Origin of the sequence: Allostigmatella hybrida, assembly GCF_020103775.1 — a bacterium.
In the GTDB taxonomy this organism is placed as follows: domain Bacteria; phylum Myxococcota; class Myxococcia; order Myxococcales; family Myxococcaceae; genus Hyalangium; species Hyalangium aurantiaca.
Window position 1 is genome coordinate 1 of sequence record NZ_JAHXBH010000001.1, and the last position, 20,117, is coordinate 20,117.

At 71.0% G+C, this 20,117-nt stretch carries 17 protein-coding genes; 12 read left to right on the top strand and 5 right to left on the bottom strand.

From position 1 onward, the window contains the following. The 7 genes from KY661_RS00005 to KY661_RS00035 all read left to right on the top strand — a co-directional run. A partial coding sequence (locus tag KY661_RS00005) for a HEAT repeat domain-containing protein (RefSeq protein WP_225408213.1) occupies nucleotides 1-1,194 on the top strand: 1,194 nt, incomplete at its 5' end. A 43-nt stretch (nucleotides 1,195-1,237) separates the two neighbouring features. Further along, nucleotides 1,238-2,194, top strand: coding sequence for a ParA family protein (locus tag KY661_RS00010; protein ID WP_225409155.1), 957 nt, complete (start codon nucleotides 1,238-1,240; stop codon nucleotides 2,192-2,194). Between the two features lie 36 nt (nucleotides 2,195-2,230). Further along, on the top strand, nucleotides 2,231-3,352 hold the full coding sequence (locus KY661_RS00015) for an extensin-like protein (RefSeq protein ID WP_225408214.1): 1,122 nt from the start codon (nucleotides 2,231-2,233) through the stop codon (nucleotides 3,350-3,352). Nucleotides 3,353-3,437: 85 nt separating this feature from the next. Then, the gene (locus tag KY661_RS00020; RefSeq protein ID WP_225408215.1) at nucleotides 3,438-4,010 is read left to right on the top strand and encodes a hypothetical protein; all 573 of its coding nucleotides are present in this window, start codon (nucleotides 3,438-3,440) and stop codon (nucleotides 4,008-4,010) included. A gap of 142 nt (nucleotides 4,011-4,152) precedes the next feature. Continuing rightward, nucleotides 4,153-5,355, top strand: a complete 1,203-nt coding sequence (locus KY661_RS00025) for a hypothetical protein (RefSeq protein ID WP_225408216.1) — start codon at nucleotides 4,153-4,155, stop codon at nucleotides 5,353-5,355. After that, on the top strand, nucleotides 5,355-6,113 hold the full coding sequence (locus KY661_RS00030; protein ID WP_225408217.1) for a ferritin-like domain-containing protein: 759 nt from the start codon (nucleotides 5,355-5,357) through the stop codon (nucleotides 6,111-6,113). The genes KY661_RS00025 and KY661_RS00030 overlap by 1 nt, the downstream gene beginning before the upstream one ends. Nucleotides 6,114-6,154: 41 nt before the next feature. After that, nucleotides 6,155-6,667 carry a TspO/MBR family protein gene (locus tag KY661_RS00035; protein ID WP_225408218.1) on the top strand — a complete coding sequence of 171 codons (513 nt, stop codon included), beginning with the start codon at nucleotides 6,155-6,157 and terminating at the stop codon, nucleotides 6,665-6,667. Nucleotides 6,668-6,709: 42 nt separating this feature from the next. On the opposite strand, the gene KY661_RS00040 is transcribed toward KY661_RS00035, so the two are convergent. The 3 genes from KY661_RS00040 to KY661_RS00050 all read right to left on the bottom strand — a co-directional run bounded on the left by KY661_RS00040 (nucleotide 6,710) and on the right by KY661_RS00050 (nucleotide 10,157). Then, nucleotides 6,710-6,871, bottom strand: coding sequence for a hypothetical protein (locus KY661_RS00040; RefSeq protein WP_177233792.1), 162 nt, complete (start codon nucleotides 6,869-6,871; stop codon nucleotides 6,710-6,712). Between the two features lie 162 nt (nucleotides 6,872-7,033). Further along, nucleotides 7,034-8,959: a PAS domain-containing sensor histidine kinase gene (locus tag KY661_RS00045; protein ID WP_263436631.1), complete on the bottom strand. Its 1,926-nt coding sequence runs from the start codon at nucleotides 8,957-8,959 to the stop codon at nucleotides 7,034-7,036. A gap of 229 nt (nucleotides 8,960-9,188) precedes the next feature. Continuing rightward, nucleotides 9,189-10,157, bottom strand: coding sequence for an endonuclease/exonuclease/phosphatase family protein (locus KY661_RS00050; RefSeq protein WP_225408220.1), 969 nt, complete (start codon nucleotides 10,155-10,157; stop codon nucleotides 9,189-9,191). A 118-nt stretch (nucleotides 10,158-10,275) separates the two neighbouring features. On the opposite strand from KY661_RS00050, the gene KY661_RS00055 reads away from it, so the two are divergent. From KY661_RS00055 to KY661_RS00075, 5 genes are all read left to right on the top strand, one after another. Further along, nucleotides 10,276-11,121, top strand: coding sequence for an AAA family ATPase (locus KY661_RS00055; protein ID WP_225408221.1), 846 nt, complete (start codon nucleotides 10,276-10,278; stop codon nucleotides 11,119-11,121). A gap of 12 nt (nucleotides 11,122-11,133) precedes the next feature. Further along, the gene (locus KY661_RS00060; protein ID WP_225408222.1) at nucleotides 11,134-12,339 is read left to right on the top strand and encodes a vWA domain-containing protein; all 1,206 of its coding nucleotides are present in this window, start codon (nucleotides 11,134-11,136) and stop codon (nucleotides 12,337-12,339) included. A gap of 200 nt (nucleotides 12,340-12,539) precedes the next feature. Continuing rightward, nucleotides 12,540-14,330 carry a hypothetical protein gene (locus tag KY661_RS00065; RefSeq protein ID WP_225408223.1) on the top strand — a complete coding sequence of 597 codons (1,791 nt, stop codon included), beginning with the start codon at nucleotides 12,540-12,542 and terminating at the stop codon, nucleotides 14,328-14,330. Nucleotides 14,331-14,432: 102 nt separating this feature from the next. Beyond that, nucleotides 14,433-15,602 (top strand): Ig-like domain-containing protein, encoded by a 1,170-nt coding sequence (locus KY661_RS00070; protein WP_225408224.1) that lies wholly within the window; start codon nucleotides 14,433-14,435, stop codon nucleotides 15,600-15,602. Nucleotides 15,603-15,616: 14 nt separating this feature from the next. Further along, nucleotides 15,617-17,389, top strand: a complete 1,773-nt coding sequence (locus KY661_RS00075; protein WP_225408225.1) for a serine/threonine-protein kinase — start codon at nucleotides 15,617-15,619, stop codon at nucleotides 17,387-17,389. 9 nt (nucleotides 17,390-17,398) lie between these two features. Here the strand turns inward: KY661_RS00075 and KY661_RS00080 are convergent, their stop codons facing one another. Further along, the gene (locus tag KY661_RS00080) at nucleotides 17,399-18,142 is read right to left on the bottom strand and encodes a hypothetical protein (protein WP_225408226.1); all 744 of its coding nucleotides are present in this window, start codon (nucleotides 18,140-18,142) and stop codon (nucleotides 17,399-17,401) included. A gap of 84 nt (nucleotides 18,143-18,226) precedes the next feature. Further along, nucleotides 18,227-19,876, bottom strand: a complete 1,650-nt coding sequence (locus KY661_RS00085) for an endo-1,4-beta-xylanase (protein ID WP_225408227.1) — start codon at nucleotides 19,874-19,876, stop codon at nucleotides 18,227-18,229. Nucleotides 19,877-20,117: the final 241 nt, after the last annotated feature.

Consider the following 20,117-nt stretch of genomic DNA (forward strand, 5'->3'; position numbering starts at 1 on the left):
CCCTCGGCGTCGATCTCCATCTCCAGGTGGGCTTTGCCCGAGGGGGAGAACAGCCCCAGCATGGTGCCGCGGCGCTCCGGCGAGACGCTGTTCGGCTTCTCCGTGCGCGAGCTGTCCGCATCGGACCCCGCGGCCCGCATCCGCGCCGCCGAGCGCCTCAAGGCCCTGGGGCAGACGGCCGCCGCGCCCGCCCTGGCCACCGCGCTCCACGCGGAGACGGACCCCGGCGCGCAGGTGGTGCTGCTCCAGGCCTTCGCCGGCCTGTGCCGTGAGCAGGGCGCCTCCGTCGTCTCGCCGCTCCTGGCCTCGCCCGTGGCCGAGGTGCGCATCGCCTCGCTCAAGGCCCTGCTCTCCCTGGCCCCGAAGGATGCCGCGCCCCACCTGGCCCAGGCCATGAAGGACCCCGACCGGGCCGTGCGCCGCCGCGCCTCGCTGCTGGCGCTGGGCCTGGAGGGGGAGGCCGCGCACCGGCTCGGCGAGGAGGCCATTCACGACACGGACCCCGAGGTGCGCAGCCTCGCCGCCCTGGCCCTGGGCGCCGGCAGCGGCGAGGGCGCCCGGCTGCTGCTGCTGGACGCGCTCCTGGATGCCGACCGCCGCGTGCGCAAGTCCGCCGCCCAGAGCCTCTCGCGCATCCTCGGCCAGGATGTCTCCGCCGTGGTGGAGCTCGACGAGCCCCAGCGCCGCCGGGAGATTCGCCGCCTGGCCCTGCTCCCCTCCCACCCCGTGAAGACCCCGCTGAGCGCGCGGCCTCTGCCCCGGCCCGTGGCCCCCGAGCCGCCCCCGGCCCCCGTGTCCCGGGCCCCGGTGCCCAGCGCCCCCAAGGTGGTGGTCCCTCCCACCCCGGCCCCGGAGCCCGCCGTCCGGCCCGCGCCCGCACGCCCCTCCCGGGAGGGGCCCGCCGTGGCCGCCGAGCGCACCGGCCCCGTCCGGGCCGCACTGGCGGTGATGGGCTCCGCGCCTCAGGGCTCGGCCGCGCCCCGTCCGGCAGTGAACCGGTCGGCGGGCCCCTCCCCCGTGGAGGTGCTCTGCGCGCCGCTGATGGAGGACATTCGAACCGCTATCCGAGGACGTTCGTTCGGCGAGCTGGCATCCATGCTATCGGCTCCCGTGGAGTTGGCCCAGGAGGCGCTCACCCTCCTGGTGGCCCGGGGAGCAGTGGTGCGGAGGGGCCACAAATACTTCGCCGCTTGAGGCAAGGTAGGCCCCCGCAGGTTCCAGGGATGAAGGGTTCTTGATGGAAGCTCCAACCTACAGCGCCAAGCAGGTAGCCGAGATGCTCGGCGTGACGCCCAAGGAGCTCTCCGGGGCGTTGAAGAAAGACGCCTATACCCCCGACGATGTGTGGGAGCTGCGCACCACGCTCCAGAAGTTCCCCGCCCCCATCGGCCACCGGCGCCAGCTGTTCCTCAACTTCAAGGGCGGCACGGGAAAAACGTCCCTGTCCACCTCCTATGCGTGGCGCCTGGCGGAGCTGGGCTACGCGGTGCTGCTCATCGACCTGGACAGCCAGGGCCACTCCACCAAGTGCCTGGGCTACGAGGGCGAGGACTACGAGAAGACGCTCCAGGACGTGCTGGTGCGCAAGGCGCCCCTGTCCCAGGTGATTCAGAAGTCCACCCTGCCCAACCTGGACTTCATCCCCTCCAACCTGAGCATGTCCACGGTGGACCTGGCGCTGATGCCCATGGCCGGCCGTGAGTTCAAGCTGCGCAACGCGCTCAAGGAAGTGGAGAGCCGCTACGACGTCGTCGTCTTCGACGCGCCCCCGTCCTTCGGCCTGCTCAACCTGAACGCGCTCATGGCCGCCTCGGACCTGTTCGTCCCGGTGCTCGCCGACTTCCTGTCCTTCCACGGCCTGAAGCTGCTGTTCGAGACGGTGCAGAGCCTGGAGGAGGACCTGAACCACGTGTTGGACCACGTGTTCATCGTGGTGAACTCCTTCAACGCCACCTTCAAGCTGGCCAAGGAGGCGCTGGAGGCGCTCCAGACGCACTACCCCGAGTACCTGCTGCCCACCATCATCCGGCAGTGCACCAAGTTCGCCCAGGCCGCCAGCGAGGGCCGCCCCGTGTTCGTCGCGGACCCGGGCTCCAAGGGCGCCACCGACATCCAGGCCATGATTGACAACGTGCTGCCGCGCATGGTGGCTGCCGCGGCGGCCCGCGGCGCCGAGGCCACGCGCGCTGGCTGACCCTTCTCCCTTCTCCTCCGCCCCCTTGTTCCGCTCATGAAGAAAGCCTTCGAACAGAATGTGTCCCGCGCCAAGCCCCGGGTCCGCCTCGGCGCGCTGACGGGCGTCCTGGAGACCGCGGAGGGCGCGGCCGACGCCGAGGCCTCGCACGAGCCCGAGGCGTTCGCCGCCGAGCCGGCCCCCGCCCCGGACCTGTCCGCCGAGGTGCGCGCCCGCATCGAGCGCGCCCGGGCCCCGCGCCCCACCGCCTCGGAGGCCGTGAGCGCCGCCTTGCGCGCCCCCCTGTCCGTGCAGGAGGCTCAGGCCATGGCCGCCCTGCACAGCGAGGTGTTCGGCGCACAGGCCCCGGCGCCCAGCGCGGAGGCATCCCCGCGCGTCACCGCCATGGAGCCGGAGCCCGTGTCCGTCTCCGCGCTGTCCTCTTCCCCCGTGGCGGTGTCTCCCATGGCCCACGCCGATGCGCCCCCCACCGAGGTGGAAATCCAGACGCCCACCGAGGAGATGGACACGGATGCCCGCCGCGAGCGGCTCAAGGAGCGCCTCAAGGCGGTGCGCGAGAACCCGCGCCCCGAGCCCCTGCCGGCCTCCGTGGCCGAGGCGGGCCAGCGCGCCGTGGAGCGCATCAACTCCCTGCAGGGCGAGCTCAACCGGCTGAAGGCGCTCAACCTGTCGCTCACGCAGGAGCTGGAGGTGACGCGGCGCCAGTCGGAGAAGGCCACCGAGGAGGCGCGCCTGCGCATGGACGAGGCGCGAAGGCTCTCCTCGGAGATGGAGGCCCGGGTGAAGCTCCTGAGCGACCTGGAGCGCGAGCTGGCCGCCCTGGAGGGCGAGCGCGACGAGGCGCTCCTGTCCCTGCAGGAGGCCCGCCAGGCGCTGCAGGCCGCCGCGCAGGAGCGCGACTCGCTGGAGGCCCAGGTGAGCCAGGGCAAGAAGGCCCTCACCGACAGCCTCGCCGAGGAGGAGCGGCTGGCCACGGAGCTGGAGGGCGCCCGCGACGAGACGAGCCGCCTGAGCCGCGCCGTGGAGACGCTCCAGGGGGAGCGCGACGTGCTCGCACAGCAGGTGGCCTCGCTCACCGCCGAGCGCGCCGAGCTGCTCGAGGCGCGCAAGGCGCTGGAGTCGGTGCACCGGGCGCTCAGCCAGGCCATTTCGCGCTGAACCCTCTGCCCCCCGGGGTGAAGGGGCGGCGCGGACGCCGCGCGGTGGGTACACTTCTCCCGGGAGACCATCGAGCGAGGGCGGCGTGGCGTTCGAGAAGCAGGGCAAGGAGCAGTTCTCCGGCAGCCTTTTCAAGGCCTGCCTCAGCGGCCTGGACACCCTGGGGCTCCGCTCGGTGGTGCGCACCATGGTGCCCCCCCACGTGCAGCGCCTCATGGATGCGCCGCCGCCTTCCACTGCCTGGCTGGACGGGGATGAGCTGCCGCTGCTCTTCAACGCGGTGCAGCGGCTCCAGGGCCAGGAGGGGCTGAGGCAGCTGGGCTACGCGGCGATGAGCATCACCATGGGGCGCTTTCTCAAGCCCCTGATGCAGACGATGTTCTCGCGCTACGGCCACGGCCCGGCGGCGCTCTTCCACCACCTGGAGTCCATCTTCCGGCCCTTCTTCCAGGAGCTGGAGTTCCACTTCCTGGCGGACGGGGCGCGCTCGGGCACCGTGCAGATCCGCTCCAAGCACCCCAAGGGCCCCGCCTCGTGGGCGGCCTGGGAGGGCGCGCTGCGCATCCTCTTCGAGGAGTGTGGCATCCGCACGGGCGTCATCAGCCCCGGCGTCCTCTCCGAGGGCGGCCTGCTGTCGAGCATGCGCGTGCGCTGGTAGCCCGCCCAGGAGCAGCCGGCCAGACAAGCGCCCGTGGCTCCCCGTGGGGGGTAATCGGCGTCGGGTACAAGATTGTCGGCCTGGGGGACACGCCCGAACTTAAGGCCCGATTCAGCATTCCATCCCCTTGAAGGAGTCCGCCGTGGCCTTGGATCTTTTCAAAGAAAAGGGTGTGCCGTTGGACCGCCAGGTCTTCACCTGGAAGGACCTCGTGCAGCGCCCTTACAGCAAGCTGGATGACGATGCCTTCACGCGCGTGCGCGTCATCCTCATGAACGGCATTGAGTCCGAGGCGGTGCGCTTCCAGCATGCGGCGGCCCGGTTCAACGGCCGGCTGCGCGAGGCGCTTGCGCTCGTGCGCCGCGTGGAGCACCACCAGCAGACGCTCATCAACTGGCTCAACCCGCCGGACCAGAGCGCCATCGAGACCACCATCGGCTTCGAGCAGGTGGCCATCGAGGTGACGGCGAGCGTGGCCCTCAAGGAGCCCGACCCGTACCTGGCGGCCACCTACCGCTTCGGCATGCTGGAGGACTTCGACCACCTGTACCGCTACTCGGCGCTCTATGACCGGCTGGAGGGCAAGGATCCCAACAACCTCATCCAGTCCTACTCGGACATCCGCCCGGGCCGGCCCACCGTGGTCGAGCACCGCCACCCGCTCGATGACCTGCGCAGGCCCTATGACCGGCGCACGGCCGCGCCGCTGTCGAAGATTCACGCGGCGCTCATCACCGCCGCCGAGCACCAGACGCACGACTACTACATGACCGTGGGCCCCATGTTCACGGACCCCGTGGCCCGGCAGCTCTACGCGGAGATCGCCTCCATCGAGGAGCAGCACGTCACCCAGTACGAGTCGCTGTGTGACCCCACCGAGTCGCTGCTGGAGAAGTGGCTCCTGCACGAAGTCATGGAAGTCTATTGCTACCAGTCGTGCCTGGCGTACGAGGGCAACACGCGCATCAAGGGCATCTGGGAGCGGTTCCTGGCCTACGAGCTGGGCCAGCTGCACTACGTGATGGAGCTCTTCAAGGAAATCGAAGGCAGGGATCCCGCCGAGGTGCTGCCCGCCACGCTGCCCGAGCCCATCGCGTTCAAAAGCCACCGCGAGTTCGTGCGGCGCGTGCTCAACCAGGAAGTGGACCTGCGCTCCAACGGCACCGAGTACGTGGACAAGGCGGAGCTGCCGCCCAACCACCGCTCCACGCTCGTGGCGCAGCAGCTCAACTCGGAGGGCTCGCCCTCGGAGACGGCCGCGGCGGGCTATCAGTGGTCTCCGGGCACCGAGCTGGTCAAGCGCATCGATGTCACGGCCGATGGGAAGGCCGGGAGGATCCAGTAATGAAGACGACTTCCAGTGACGTGGGCTTCAACCGTACCGGCATTCAAACCTCGCCCATCGAGACCGAGGAGGCCATCCAGGGGGCGCAGGAGGGCATCCCCAGCAGCCCGGGCGATGGCAGCGGCATCCTCGCGGTGCGCGCCGCCTACTCGGTGGAGAGCCCCAACGTGGGCTCGGTGCCCGTGCCGGCGACCTTCAAGGGCCTGTTGACGACCACCAAGGACTTCCTCAAGGGCAACAAGTCCACCGTGTTCATCGACAAGCTGGGCGAGCGCCTGGCCTTCGAGCGCTCGGGGGTGCGGCTCTACGAGGGGGCCCTGGCCAAGTTCGACCTGCATGGCACCTGGCCCGGCGGGCCCTCGCGCGAGCAGCTCGAGAGCATCTACCGCGATGAGCTGAGCCACTTCGCGCTCATCCGCGAGACGATGGAGACGCTCGGCGCGGACCCCACGGCGATGACGCCCTCGGCGGACCTCATCGCGGTGACGTCCAAGGGCGTTCCCGAGGTGCTGGCCGACCCGCGCACCAACCTCGTCCAGTCCCTGGAGGCGCTGCTGGTGGCGGAGCTGACGGACAACGCCGGCTGGGAGCTGCTCATCGAGCTGGCGCGCGGGCTGGGCCAGGACGCCATCGCCGACCAGTTCCAGGTGGCGCTGGACGCGGAGGCCGAGCACCTGCTGTTGGTGCGCCGCTGGCACGCGGCCGGCGTCACCGGCGAGGCGGGCGTGTGGTCCGAGGCCAGCGCCCCGGCGTTCTAAAGCCCCACGCGGAGTTACCTTCACGGGAGCGAGGCTCAACCATGCAGACAGACACCCTGGCGTTGAAGAGCCCCTCCCTGAAGGCGGAGTCCACCGCGGCCCTGGCCGTGTTCAGCGCCCTGAGCGCGGGCGCGGCCATCGCGGGGGCCCTGGCGACGAACGGGGCCACCCAGGGGTGGTACCAGACGTTGAAGAAGCCCCCGTTCCAGCCCCCCCGCGGCGTGTTCGGCCCGGTGTGGACGGTGCTCTACGGCCTCATCGCCGTGTCGGGGTGGCGGGTGTGGAATGGGCCCGCGGGCGTGGCCCGCTCCCGGGCCTTGAGCCTGTGGGCCGTGCAGCTTGGCTTCAACGCCGCCTGGTCCTGGCTCTTCTTCGGCCGGCGGCGGCTGCGCAGTGCCCTGGTGGATGTCACCGCGCTGAGCCTCTCCGTGGGGGCCTACCTGGCCGCCGCGCGGAAGGTGGACCATACCGCCGCGGTGCTCGTGGCGCCTTACCTGGGCTGGGTGTGCTTCGCCGGCCTCCTCAACGAGGAGATCGTCCGCCTCAACCGCTAAGGCGGGCCCTGCCCAGGTTCGCGCCGTGCGTGCGGTGAGGCTTCAGTTGCGGAAGCGCGTGGGCTTCAGCGGGTTCATGGCGAGCATGGCCGCGAAGTAGCGCGCCTGGTTCTCCGTGGCGCAGCGCACTTCCTGCACGCGTCCGGCGAGCTTCACGCGAATGAGCCAGCCATCCTTCTCGCGGGTCAGGGTGGGAGAATCCATCGTCAGCGTATCCATCGTGTTCGAGCCTCCATTCCTCTCGGCTCCCTTCTAAGCAGCGAACGTGCCAGCGCTGGAACCGTGGGGTTGCGGGCGGTTGCTGCCGGGGAGCGATCACCGGTGGACGCTCGGCCTGACTTTTTTGCAGACGGCTCTGCAAGAGTTTCAGTGCACCTGGGGCTCCGGGGTGGGCCCGGTGAGGGCGCGCGAGGCCTGCAGTGTTGGCAAGGCCACATAGAACGTCGAGCCCCGGCCCACCTCGCTCTCCACCCAGATGCTGCCGCCGTGGCGGGCGACGATGTCTCGGCAGATGTAGAGCCCCAGCCCCAGGCCGCCGTAGGAGTGGGTGGAGACGTTGCGCGCCCGGAAGTGGCGCTCGAACAGGTGCTTCTGCTGGTCCGAGGGGATGCCGATGCCCGGGTCGGACACCGTCATCAGCACCACCTCGCCCCGGGCCTCCAGGGAGACGTGGATGGTGCCGCCGTCCGGGCTGTACTTCAGGGCGTTCTCCAGGAGGTTGGCGATGACCTGCTCCAGCCGGTACGGGTCCCCCATCACCTCGATGGGGCGCACGGGCACGTGGAAGGCGATGCGGTTGCCGGCCTCGCGGAAGGACTCGGTGACGCGGATGACGTGCTCGATGAGCACATCCAGCCGTGTGGGCTGGGGGTGGAGTGCCAGCCCCCCGGACTCGATGCGTGAGGAGTCCAGCAAGTCGTTGATGAGGGTGGTCAGCCGCACGAGGTGCCCGCGCGCCTGCTGGAGCGAGGAGGCATCCAGCGGCTCGCCGCGCTCCAGCTTCCGCTCCAGGGTGGCCAGGCGCAGGGACAGGGGCGTGAGCGGCGTCTTCAGCTCGTGCGAGGCGATGGTGAGGAAGTCATCGCGCACGCGCACGGCCTCCTGGGCCTCGCGCAGCAGGCGCAGCCGCTCCTGCTCGGCGTGCTTGGCCCCCGTGGTGTCCTCCACCACCGAGCCGAGGCCGAGAACCCGCCCGTCCGGGGCGCGCACCGGGTACATGCTGACGGTGCAGTGCTCCCAGGTGCCCAGGAGCCCCATGTCCCGGGCGCTCACCTCGAGCCGCTCCAGGGGCTGGCCCGTCTCCATCACATGGCGCAGGAACTGCTCCAGCTGAATCCCCGGGGGGCCGAGCATCTCCGGCAGGGTATGCCCGATGTAGGCCTCCGGGGGCTGGCCGGTGACCGAGGCCAGCAAGTCGTTGATGTGCACGAAGCGCAGGCGCGTGTCGTAGAAGGCCATGCCCACGGGGGCGGCGCGCAGCAGGGTGCTGGCCAGGGCCAGCTGGGTGTCGCGCTCCTGCTCCATGCGGCGCTGGGTGGTGATGTCCTCGACGATGCCCACCCCGCCTACCACCCGCCCCTGCTCGTCGCGAAAGGGGGCGAAGTGGGCCCGGAGCGGGGTGCACGTGCCCGTGGTGGTGGAGACGTAGTTGCCCTCGTAGCGGGTGTGCTGGCCCTGGAGCGTGACGCGGATGCAGTCCACCACGCGCATGTCCCGCAGGGTGAGCAGGTTCAGCCCCAGGAGCTGCTGCCGGGTGGAGCCGAGCAGCCCGGCGAACTGGTCATTGCACGCGATGAGGAAGGGCGGGTTGCCAAAGTGGAACAGGCCCAGCGGCGCGTTCTCGACGATGAGCTGGTAGAGGCGCTCGGCGAGCGTGGGCGCGTGCGCGAGCCCCTGGTGGGCGTGCTGCCACGGGTAGGGGGCCAGGCCCAGCTCCAGCGGCTCGGCGGTGGCGTCCGGGACTTCCGGCAGGTGGCGCAGCGTGAGGATGACGCGCTCGGGGGCCTCCTCCCCCGTGTGGCTCACCACCGCCTCCAGGGCCAGCTCGGCGCCGGTGCGGTGGCGCAGGGGCACCAGGGTGGAGCGGCCCGCAGACGCCAGGCGCTTGCCCAGCAGGTGCCGCAGCAGCGAGCCCTCCTTCCAAGCCTGGAAGCGCGGGGGTACGAGCACCGAGAAGGACCGTCCCTGCAGCTCCTCGCGCGGCCAGCCCAGCAGCAGCTCCGCCGCCCGGTTGAGGTAGAGGATGTGCTCCACGCCGTCGCAGACGAGCAGCGCATCGGCCATGGCATCCATCCACTGCTTGAACTCATCCGCCTCGATGTGCGCCACCGCTGGCTTCTCCCGCCGCACGAGGCTCCCCGGACGCGGTGCGGCTGCACGGGAAGGGCATGCAGCCCTCTTCCCTGTAGAGTTATCCACTGTGCGGAGGGCTGGCTCGCAAGCGGCACGCGGGGGCGAGCCCCCGTTGCCCAGCCGTCATCCGGACGGCACCCGTCCGGGCATCCAGCCCCCCGGGCCCTGCTCACACGGCTTGCTGGGAAGGGCCCTCCAGGGTGAAGCGGGCAATGAGCGGCATGTGGTCCGACAGCCCATGGAAGCGGCTGCCCACATCCCCGAAGGGGCGCGTCTCCTCCATGTCCAGCCAGCGCACGCCGCTGCCGGAGAAGAGGTGGTCCAGGTGCATGCGCAGGTGCATGAAGCCCGCGGTGGGAAAGCCCCGGATGAGCGCGGGGTTGATCTGCCCCACGGTGGCCTGGGCGCACGTGAGCTGGGCCTCGTCACACAGGTAGCGGAACACGGGCGAGGCGGGCGGGGAGTTGAAGTCCCCCGTCACCACGAAGGGCTCACCCTGGGCGTGCTCCGTCACGAGCGCCACCAGCTTGCGCGCCTCGTGGAGCTGGTTGACGCCGCAGCCCATCTTGTCCTTGGTGGCCCAGAACTCGCGGGCAAAGGGGGTGGGCAGGCTCAGGTGGGTGTTGAAGACGTGGAAGGCCCGCCCGTCCGTGGCGCGCGCCAGGCGCATGTGCGCGCAGATGCGGCTCTGCTTGCGCTCCTTGAGCCGCTGCACGTGGTGGTGGGTGATTTGCGCGGGCGCATCCACGTTGTGCCGGTCCACGCGCAGGGTGTTGCGGTTCACCAGGATGGCCAGGCCCGTGGTGTAGAGCGAGAAGTCCCACACCTTGTAATGGTGGGCGCGGAAATAGAACGCGTCGTAGGGCATGACGCGGCCCTGCGCGGTGAAGATCTCCTCCATGCGGCCCATGAAGGCCTGGAGCTGCGTCTCGCCGGGCACCTTGCGGCGCTCGGCCACCGAGCTGCGGAACGAGGAGGTCTCCACCTCCTGGAGGCAGATGACGTCCGGCAGCGGCTCCAACGCGGCGAGCGCCGCGGAGACCCGTCGCTTGGGGCCTTGAGTGCTCGCCAGCCCCCGGAGCGCATGGCCAAAGTAGCGGACGTTGTAGCTGAGAATGCGGATGGGGGGCTCGGACATACCTGGAGTCATAAGGCGGTGAGGCCCAGGTGATAATCCACCCCCCCGTGGGCCGCCCACTTCCCAACGGTCCAGGCGCGCATCCGCCGGGGGGGGAGTGTTAAAGGAGGGAGCCACCATGACGACGCCCCTTTCCGCCCGCTTCCGTGGAACCGATACGTACCTCTCCGGCGAGAGCCTCCAGGCCGCCGTGGACTGCGCGCTGACGCTGCAGCGCCCCCTGCTGGTGAAGGGCGAGCCCGGCACGGGCAAGACGCTCCTGGCGGAGGCCATCTCCAGCGCGCTCGGCCTGCGGCTCATCCCCTGGCACGTGAAGAGCACCACGCGCGCCCAGGACGGGCTCTACCTCTATGACACCGTGCAGCGCCTGTATGACTCGCGCTTCGGCGATGGGGACGTGAAGGACATCCGCCGCTACATCCGCCTGGGGCCGCTGGGCGAGGCGTTCGCCTCCCGGGAGCGCGTGGTGCTGCTCATTGACGAAGTGGACAAGGCGGACCTGGAGTTCCCCAACGACTTGCTCCACGAGCTGGACCGGATGCGCTTCCGCATCCAGGAGACGAACGACGAGGTGGTGGCCACGCAGCGCCCCGTCGTCGTCATCACCAGCAACAACGAGAAGGAGCTGCCGGATGCGTTCCTGCGCCGGTGCGTCTTCCACTTCATCGACTTTCCGGACACGGAGCTGATGCGCCGCATCGTCGCGGTGCACCACCCGGGGCTGGACGAGGCGCTGACGGAGCAGGCGCTGAAGGTGTTCTACGAACTGCGCGGCTTCAGCCGGCTGCGCAAGCGCCCCTCCACGAGCGAGCTCATCGACTGGATTTCGGTGCTCAAGGCCAGCGGCGTGCAGAGCCTGAAGCTGGAGGAGCACCTGCCGTTCCTGGGCGCGCTCCTGAAGAAGGAGCAGGACCTCATCGCGGTGGCGGAGGCCTTCGGGCGCGGCCGCAAGACGCGGGCCTGAGAGGCGGACGCCATGTTCCTGCCCTTTCTCTATGAGCTGCGGCGGCGCGGGGTGCCCGTGGGCACGCAGGAGGCGCTGGCGCTGGCGGGCGCGCTGAAGGCGGGCCTGCACGACAGCAGCCTGGATGGCTTCTACCACGTGGCGCGCGCGCTCCTGGTGCACTCGGAGGCGCACCTGGATGCCTTCGACCAGGCCTTCCTCGCGCACTTCCAGGGCGTGGAGTCCGCGGGGCTGGAGCTGACGCGCGAGCTGCTCGACTGGCTGAAGGACGCGCGCGAGCGGCGCGAGCTGTCCCCCGAGGAGCAGGCGCTGCTCAACTCCCTGGACGCGGCCGCGCTGGAGAAGCTCTTCCAGGAGCGGCTCCAGGAGCAGCGCGAGCGCCACGATGGGGGCAACCGGTGGATTGGCACCGGGGGCTCCTCGCCCTTCGGCAACGGCGGCCACGCGCAGGCGGGCTTCCGGGTGGGCGGCACCGGCGGGCGCCAGGGCTCGGCGATTTTCTCGGCCGGGGCGCGCAAGTACCAGGGCTACCGGGATGACCTGGTGCTGGACACGCGCCAGATGGAGGTGGCGCTGCGCAAGCTCCGGGCCTTCGCGCGCGAGGGGATGCCGGACGAGCTGGATGTGGACGAGACCATCCGCGCCACGGCGAGCAACGCCGGGGAGCTGGAGGTGGTGACGCGGGCGCCGCGCCGGCCCAACACGCGCGTGGTGCTGCTGATGGACGTGGGCGGCTCCATGGACCCGTACGCGGCGCTGGTGAGCCGGCTGTTCAGCGCGGCGGGCCGGGCCACGCACTTCAAGGAGCTGCGCACCTACTACTTCCACAACTGCGTGTACGGCCGGCTGTACGCCACCCCGCAGATGACCGGCGGCACCACGGTGCCGGAGCTCATTGGCCAGGTGGGCAAGCACCACAAGCTGGTGCTGGTGGGCGACGCCTTCATGGCCCCGTACGAGCTGAGCATCCGCGCGGACGCCCAGGGGCGCTACTCACCCGAGGGGCTGGAGGGGCTCGTGTGGCTGATGCAGCTCGCGCAGCACTTCGAGCGCAGCGCCTGGCTCAACCCCGAGCCGCCCCGGCTGTGGCTCAACTCCACCATCGCCACCATTGCCCGCGTCTTCCCCATGTTCCACCTCACCGTGGACGGGCTGGGCGAGGCGGTGGGGCACCTGACGCGCGGCCGCACGCCGAAGGGGACGACGGCCCGGCGCTAGTAGGTGGATGTAAGCAGGGCCGGAAGGGGTCCCCGCTCCAGGGGGGGGGACCTTCGCCCTATATAATGATGCGGGGTGGCCGCGGGGCGCCGGGGTGTGTGGTTTCCTCCGGAGTTCCCACACTTTCCGGAATGCCGAGTCTATGGCATGCAGAGTGTCTGGCGGTTCACGTTGTTCGCCTCGGCCGCCTCCCCCTCGCGATGACCCAGGCTCGACTCTCCTCGATTCTCTTCTTGGCGGTGGCCGCGCTCCTCTTGAGCTGTTCGGGAGACGAGGACGCCGCGCAGGGCCCCTCCATCTCCGTGAGCCCGCGGGCGGTGAACCTCGGCGTGGGCCTGCAGCAGCGCTTCACGGCCACCGTCGAGGGGCTCGACGACACCTCGGTGCGCTGGGTCGTCGTGGAAGGGGAGGGGGCGGGAACGATTGATGCCTCGGGCCTCTACACGGCCCCGTCCACGGTGGGCACCTACCACGTGGTGGCCATCAGCGTGGGCGACCCCACCCGGAGCAGCTCGGCGGTCATCCACGTCCAGGCCTCGGCCTCCCCGGTCCAGGTGAGCCTCTCGCCGGAGAGGACCCAAATCCACGTCGCGGGCACCGTGCGCTTTACCGCCACGGTGACGGGCACGGCGAACACCGCGGTGACCTGGAGCGTGACGGAGGCGAACGGCGGCACCATCGACGCCACGGGGCTCTACACGGCGCCCACCGCCGGGGGCACCTTCCACGTGGTGGCCACCAGCGTGGCGGATCCGGAGAAGAAGGCCACCGCCACCGTGACGGTGGAGCCCGAGCTGGTGCCCGTCTCCGTGAGCATCTCCCCGGAGTCGGTGGACCTGCGCACCGGGGGCACGCAGGCCTTCACCGCCACGGTGACGGGCACGGCCAACACGGCGGTGAGCTGGAGCGTGGCGGAGACGGGCGGCGGCACCCTCGACGCTTCGGGCCTCTACACGGCTCCGTCCACGGTGGGCACCTACCACGTGGTGGCCACCAGCGTGGCGGACCCGTCGCAGAGCGCCTCGGCCACCGTGCACGTCACCGCCGCGGACACCGTGACGGTGACGGTGGCGCCCACGGAGGCGCAGCTGGGCACCGGCGAGACGAAGGACTTCACGGCGGAGGTGACGGGCACGGCGAACACCGCGGTGACCTGGAGCGTGACGGGCGGCACCATCGACACCGCGGGGCGCTACACGGCGCCGGCCACGGCGGGCACCTTCCAGGTGGTGGCCACCAGCGTGGCGGACCCGTCGCAGAGCGCCTCGGCCACCGTCCGCGTGAGGCCCTTCCCCACCGAGGGCCTGGTGATGCACTTCGCGGCCTCCGAGCTGCTGGGTCTGCAGGGCACGTTGCCCGCGGCGGGCGCCCCGGTCGCCTCCTGGGTGGACCTCTCCGGCAACGGGCGGGACCTGACCCAGACCGACTCCACCCGGCAGCCCGTCTTCAAGACCAACGCCCTCAACGGCCTGCCCACCGTGTCGTTCGATGGCAGCAGCACGAGCGGGGACTTCCTGCGCACGGCGGCCCTCGCTCCGGCGCTGGCGCAGCCCGTGACGATCTTCTTCGTCTACAAGGCCCCGCCGGTGAGCGTGAACAAGACCCTGCTGGACGCGCCCCCGGGCACGGGCGCCAACCGGGCCCGCATCCAGGTGACCCCCGTGCCCGCGGGGGCCCTGCAGCTCTACGCCACCAAGTTCTCCAGCCCCTTCAAGGCCAAGGTGACGGGGACCTTCTATTACGCCACCGCCGTGTTCAACGGGGTGAGCTCGCGCCTGCGCGCCAACGGCGTGGAGGAGGCGCCCTCCTCCAGCGCGGATCCAGGCACCACCGGCATGGCGGGCCTGATGCTCGGGGGCCGCCAGGAGCTGAACAGCGACGCCTTCGCCGCCACCGAGTTCGCCGAGGTGCTCGTGTACGGCCGTGCCCTCGACGCCGCGGACCTGGGCCGCGTCGAGGCTTACCTGAAGAGCCTCTACTTCCCCCCCTGACAGGCGAGCGTGAGGGAGCGCCGGCGAGCCACCGTCTTCACGAGGTACGCTTCGCCCCCGGCCCTCGCCCCGCCTCTCCGGTCCCCCTGGACCTTGCGTGTCATGAACAAACTTCTGTTTCTCACCGTGGGTTGCGTGCTGCTGGCTGGGTGCTCGGTGGACTTCACCGAGCCCGAGGGGCGCAGCTGTGACGACACGCACGCCTGCCCCGCCAATCAGATCTGCGTGGAGCTGCGGTGCCAGCCCTTCGAGGTCCCGCCCCCGCCGGACGGAGGCACCTCGGACGGCGGCACGCCGGATTCGGGCACCCCGGACGCGGGCCCCACCCTCGAGGTGCGGGTGAACCCGGTGTCCGCGAGCCTCACGCCCTCCGGGACGTGGCGCTTCACGGCCACGGTGAGCAACGCGGACGACACGCGGGTGAGCTGGAGCGTCCGGGAGGGCGCCGCGGGCGGCACCATCGACGCCACCGGGCTGTACACCGCGCCGGCGCAGACGGGCACCTACCACGTGGTGGCCACGAGCGTGGCGGACCCCTTGCGCTCCGCCTCCGCGGTGGTGAGCGTGGCCTCACTGCCCTCGAACCTGGAGCTGCACTTCTCGGCGGACCGGCTCAACGGCCCCACGGGCGAGCTGCCCGCGGACGGCGCCCGGGTGGCCTCCTGGACGGACCTCTCCGGCCACGCCCACACCCTGACCCAGACCGAGGAGAACCGGCAGCCGCTCTTCAAGGCGCGGGGGCTCCACGGCCTGCCGACGGTGGTGTTCGACGGGGACACGCTGGGCGCGGGGGACTACCTGCGCACGGCGGCCTTCCCGTCCGCGCTGCCGCAGCCGCTCACCTTCTTCTTCGTCTACCGCTCGCCGCTCACGGATGTGAACAAGACACTGCTGGATGCGCCCCCGGGCGTGGGCCCCAACCGCGCCCGCGTCCAGGCCACCATCGAGCCGCCGGGCGCGCTGCAGCTCTACGCGAGCAAGTTCTCCAGCCCCTACCTGCAGAAGGCCGCCGGGTCCTTCTATTCCGTCACCGCCGTGTTCAACGGCCCCAGCTCGCGCGTGCGCGCCAACGGCACGGAGGAGGCGCCCTCGGCCAACCGGGACCCGGGCACGGTGGGCATGGGCGGGCTGATGCTCGGCGGCCGCCAGGAGCTGACCCCCGACGCCTTCGCCGCCACCGAGTTCGCCGAGGTGCTCGTCTTCACCCGCGCGCTGAACGACTCCGAAATCGAGCAGGTCGAAACGTACCTGCGTGGCAGGTACTTCCCGTAAGCCCCCGAGTCCCCATGTCCACCGTCGCCGGCGTCCCCACGCCCGAAGTCCAACTCGGCAAGTACCGCCTGCTGAAGCTGCTGGCCACCGGCGGCATGGGCGAGGTGTTCCTGGCGCGCCAGGAAGGGCCCGCGGGCTTCGCGAAGACCGTGGTCATCAAGCGCATGCTGGCGCACCTGGGGAGGGATCCGAAGTTCGTGGAGATGTTCCTCAACGAGGCGCGGCTCGCGGCGGAGCTGTCCCACCCGAACATCGTCCAAATCTTCGAGCTGGGAGAGCACGCCGGCACCTACTTCCTGGCCATGGAGTTCATCCACGGGGTGAACCTGCGCACGCTCAAGCGGCGCATGGATGAGCGGCACCTGGAGGTGCCCGCGGGCCTGGCGGCGTTCATCTGCGCCCAGGCGCTCAAGGGGCTGCACTACGCGCACACGCTCACGGACGAGGCCGGCAAGTCGATGAACATCGTCCACCGGGACGTGAGCCCGGACAACGTGCTCGTCGGCTTCAACGGCACGGTGAAGATGGTGGACTTTGGCATCGCCAAGGCCTCCAGCTCCATCTCCACCACCAACGCGGGCACGGTGAAGGGCAAGTACGCGTACATGTCCCCCGATCAGCTCAGCGGGCAGAAGGCGGATCCGCGCACGGACGTGTACGCGATGGGCGTCGTGCTCTACGAGCTCCTCACCGGGGGCCGTCCGTTCCAGGGCCCCTCGGAGGGCGCGCTCGTGCGCTCCATCCTCCAGGACACGCCCAAGGCGCCCCGGGACGTGCGCCCGGGCCTGGCCCCGGAGCTGGAGGACATCACCCTGCGCGCCATCGCGCGCAACCCGCAGGAGCGCTTCGCGAGCGCCGAGAGCATGGCCACGGCGCTGGAGGCATACGCGCTGGGCGAGGGGGGAATGACGCCGCACAAGGTGAAGGGGCTGCTGCGCGGCCTGTTCGGCGAGGAGGCCGACATCATCTCCGCGGTCGGCACCCGGCCGAAGTCCGGCGGCTCGCTCAACGCCTCCCCGAGTTCCCAGGTGGGCAGTGCCGCGGGCCACCCGGGCACCTCCTCGGCGCTGAAGAAGACGGGCGATGCACCGCAGCAGACCTCGGCGCAGTGGGTGAACGTGGATCTCTCCACCCACTTCACGGTCTCCATCGCCGAGGTGCCCCTGCCGCCGCAGCCGTCCGCGGCCGCCGTGCCCGCGCCGCCACAGGCCAAGCGCCGGTGGGTTCCCTGGCTCGTGGCGGGAGGCGGCGTGGCCGCGCTGCTGGTGGGCGCGGGCGTGACGCTGCCGGCGCTGCGAGAGCCCGCGGTGGCGCCCCCGGCCCGGGTGTCGCTCCAGAGGCTGGAGCACGTGGACCCGAAGGCCCCGCCCCCCGCGCCCGTGGCGGTGGACACGGCGGCCCTGCCCCAGAGCCCGCCTCCCGAGGCGGTTGCGGCAGCCACGCCCGCCGCGCAGGCACAGGCTGCCCCCGAGGAGGCCGCCCCTGAGGAGAACGCCCCCGAGGAGGCCACCGCTCCGGAAGCCCCCCGGGCCCCTGAGGCCAAGCGCGCGGCGCGCTCTAGCAAGCACGCCTCGGGCACCGTGTCGCTGCGGGTGAACCCGTGGGCCGAGGTGCTCTACGCGGGCAAGTCGCTGGGGGTGACGCCGATGGCGCCCTTCGAGCTGCCCAGTGGCACGCACACGCTCACGCTGGTGAACCAGGATCTCGACGTGAAGCGCAAGGTGCGGGTGGTGGTGCCCGCGAGCAAGCAGGTGGTGCTGCGCATCAACCTGCTCGACGGGATGTAGCCGCCGCGCTCACTGAAGGACGTACGAGAGCAGCGCCCCGACGGCGGCCGTGGCGGCCACGCCAATGGCCACGTTGGCGAACTTCGCGTTCTGCCGGGCATCGTCGCGGTGGGCGAGCGAGTCCTCGTAGAAGGTGTCCCGGTCATTGGCCTTCTCCTCCTCGGAGCGCGCCTGGAGGCCGAAGTAGACGGCCCCGCCCGCGGCCACGGCGCTGGTGCTCGACAGCAGCACGGGGAAGAGCAGCTTCTTGGGCTGGGGGGCCGGAGGGGCCTGGGTGAGCAGGGGCTGCTCCGGGGGCGGCGCCGGTTGCAGCTCCACCTGGCGGGGCGTGTCCTGCGCGGGCGCGGGCGGAGCGGGGGCCGGAGCGGGGGGCGCGGCCTCCTCGTCGGGCTCCTCGGCAGGGGGGGAGCGCTGCGCGAGCGCATCGAAGAAGGTGACGAGCCGGGGGCTGGAGTAGGGCGGCAGCTCCACCTGCGGATCCATCTCCAGCGCGAGGCTGAAGGACTTGCGGGCCTCCTCCTCGTTGCCCAGGTTGAAGGCGCACAGGCCCGAGTACAGCTCGATGTCCACCTGCTCGGCGCGGGTGTTCTTCTTCCACCGGGTGGCCTGATCCAACCGCCGCAGGCACTTCTCGAACTCCAGCCCCTGGTAATGCACCTTGGCCTGCACGAGGAAGGGGTTGGGCTTGCGCGCGGCCAGCGCCGGCGAGGACAGACAGAGCATCAACAGCAGACAGGACCAGGCGCGGCGCATTCCAACTCCGGACGGTTCGCTTCCGCCCGCAGCGTAGTGCCCACCCGGGTGGGCCACAACCGGGATAAGCCGGACAGCAGGAACTCAGCGGCCGAGGATGCGCCGGGTCACCTCCATGGCACGCTTGGGAGCGTACTGGCTGTCAAAGAGGAGCGGCACGCCGGTGCTGCCCAGGTAGGTGTACTTGTCGGTGATGCCCCAGGTGGTGATGCGGGTGCAGCCGGGGCGGGCCTGACAGGCGGCCACCAGGCCCTGGTAAATCTGTGCCTGGAGCTCGAACTTCTCCGCGTCGGGGGTGTCCGTGAGCTTGGCGAGGCTCACGTCCAGCTCGGTGAGCTGGCCCTCGAGGCCGGCCTGCTCCAGGCGCGAGAGCACCGCCTCGAGCTGGGCCTGGGTGGGGTAGTAGTTGGGCGTGACGTGGGACTGCATCCCGATGCCGTGGAGGGGGATGCCCTGTTCCTGGAGCGAGCGCGCCAGGTTGTAGACGGCGGTGGACTTCGCGTTGATCCGCTCGACGTTGTAGTCGTTGTAGAAGAGCTTGGCGGACGGGTCGGCGCGGTGGGCGGCCTGGAAGGCCAGGGCGATGTACTCGGTGCCGATGGTGGTGAGCCACAGGTTGGGCCGCCAGCTCCCATCATCCAGGAAGGCCTCGTTGACGACGTCCCACTCGGGGATGCGGCCCCGGTAGCGGCCCACCACGGTGGCGATGTGCGTCTCCAGCACCTGGATGAGCTCCTCGCGCGTCCAGGTGCGCCCGGTGAGCCACGCGGGCAGCGAGTTGCCCCAGATGAGCGTGTGGCCGCGCACCTGCTTCCCGTTCGCCTCGGCGAAGGCGACGATCTGATCGGCGATGGCGAAGTCGAACTGGCCCTGGGCGGGCTGGAGCTGGGCGATCTTCATCTCGTACTCGGGCGTGAGCGAGTCGAAGTGCGCGAGGAAGGTCTGCGCGTAGGCGGGCTCGGCCGCGTCGAAGAGGCGCTTCTGGTGGGTGGCGGCGCCCAGGCGCACCTGGCGCCGGAGCGGCACGCGCTGCGAGGGGCCGAAGTGGGTGAGGCCCTGCGCATCCTCGTAGCTGGGCAGCACCTGCCACTCGCCGGCCGGCGCGGTGGGCAGGGGGCGGCCCAGGGCCTCCAGCGTCACCGTCTGGCCGGGGGCGAGGGTGACGGGGCCCAGCGTGGGCGCGAAGTCCACGCCCGCGGGCGCGCCGGCCGGGGCCAGGGCAGTGAGCCGCAGCCGGGGCAGCGTGACGGGCTGGGTGCCCGGGTTGGTGAAGGTGGCCGAGGCGCGGAGCATGTCCCCGAGCACGCCGCCCTTCGGGGCGACGGTGAGCGCCATGCCCACCGGGGCCATGGGCCTGCCCGCATCGAAGTTGCTCACCTCCACCGGGACGGTGGTGAGGCCGACGTTGCCGGAGGTGTCGGTGACGCGGACGGTGAGGGCGTGGACGCCATCGCTCAGCGGCGAGGTGTCCCACAGGTAGCTCCACTCGGTGGTGCCCGTGGCGGGGACGAAGGCGTCCGCATCGACCTGCACCTCGACGGAGGCCACGGCGACGTCATCCGAGGCGGTGCCCACGACGCCGAGCGTGCCGCTCACCCGGGCGCTGAAGGTGGGGGCCTGGATGGCGACGAAGGGCGCGGTCGAGTCCAGGGAAGCCCCCGGCTCCGAGGCGCTCCCGGACCCACACCCCACGAGGGCCAGGGACACCAGGCTTCCAAACCATCCACGGCGCATCGCGGCACCTCAGGGGCGCGCTCCTCCCCCCACGGGAGGGGCCAGCCGCCCACGGGGGGAGCCCATTGCGCGAAGCGTGCCGGGACGGACTCCGCTCGGAGACAGGGGGCACGGGAGGGGCCACCATGCAGCTTTGGCATGGTGGGGCGGCGCGGTGGCATGCAGCTTTGGCATGGTTGCCTGACCGCTGGCCGGGGATGCGGGGAGCGTTGTATGGACGGGGGGCCTATGGAAGGCTTTG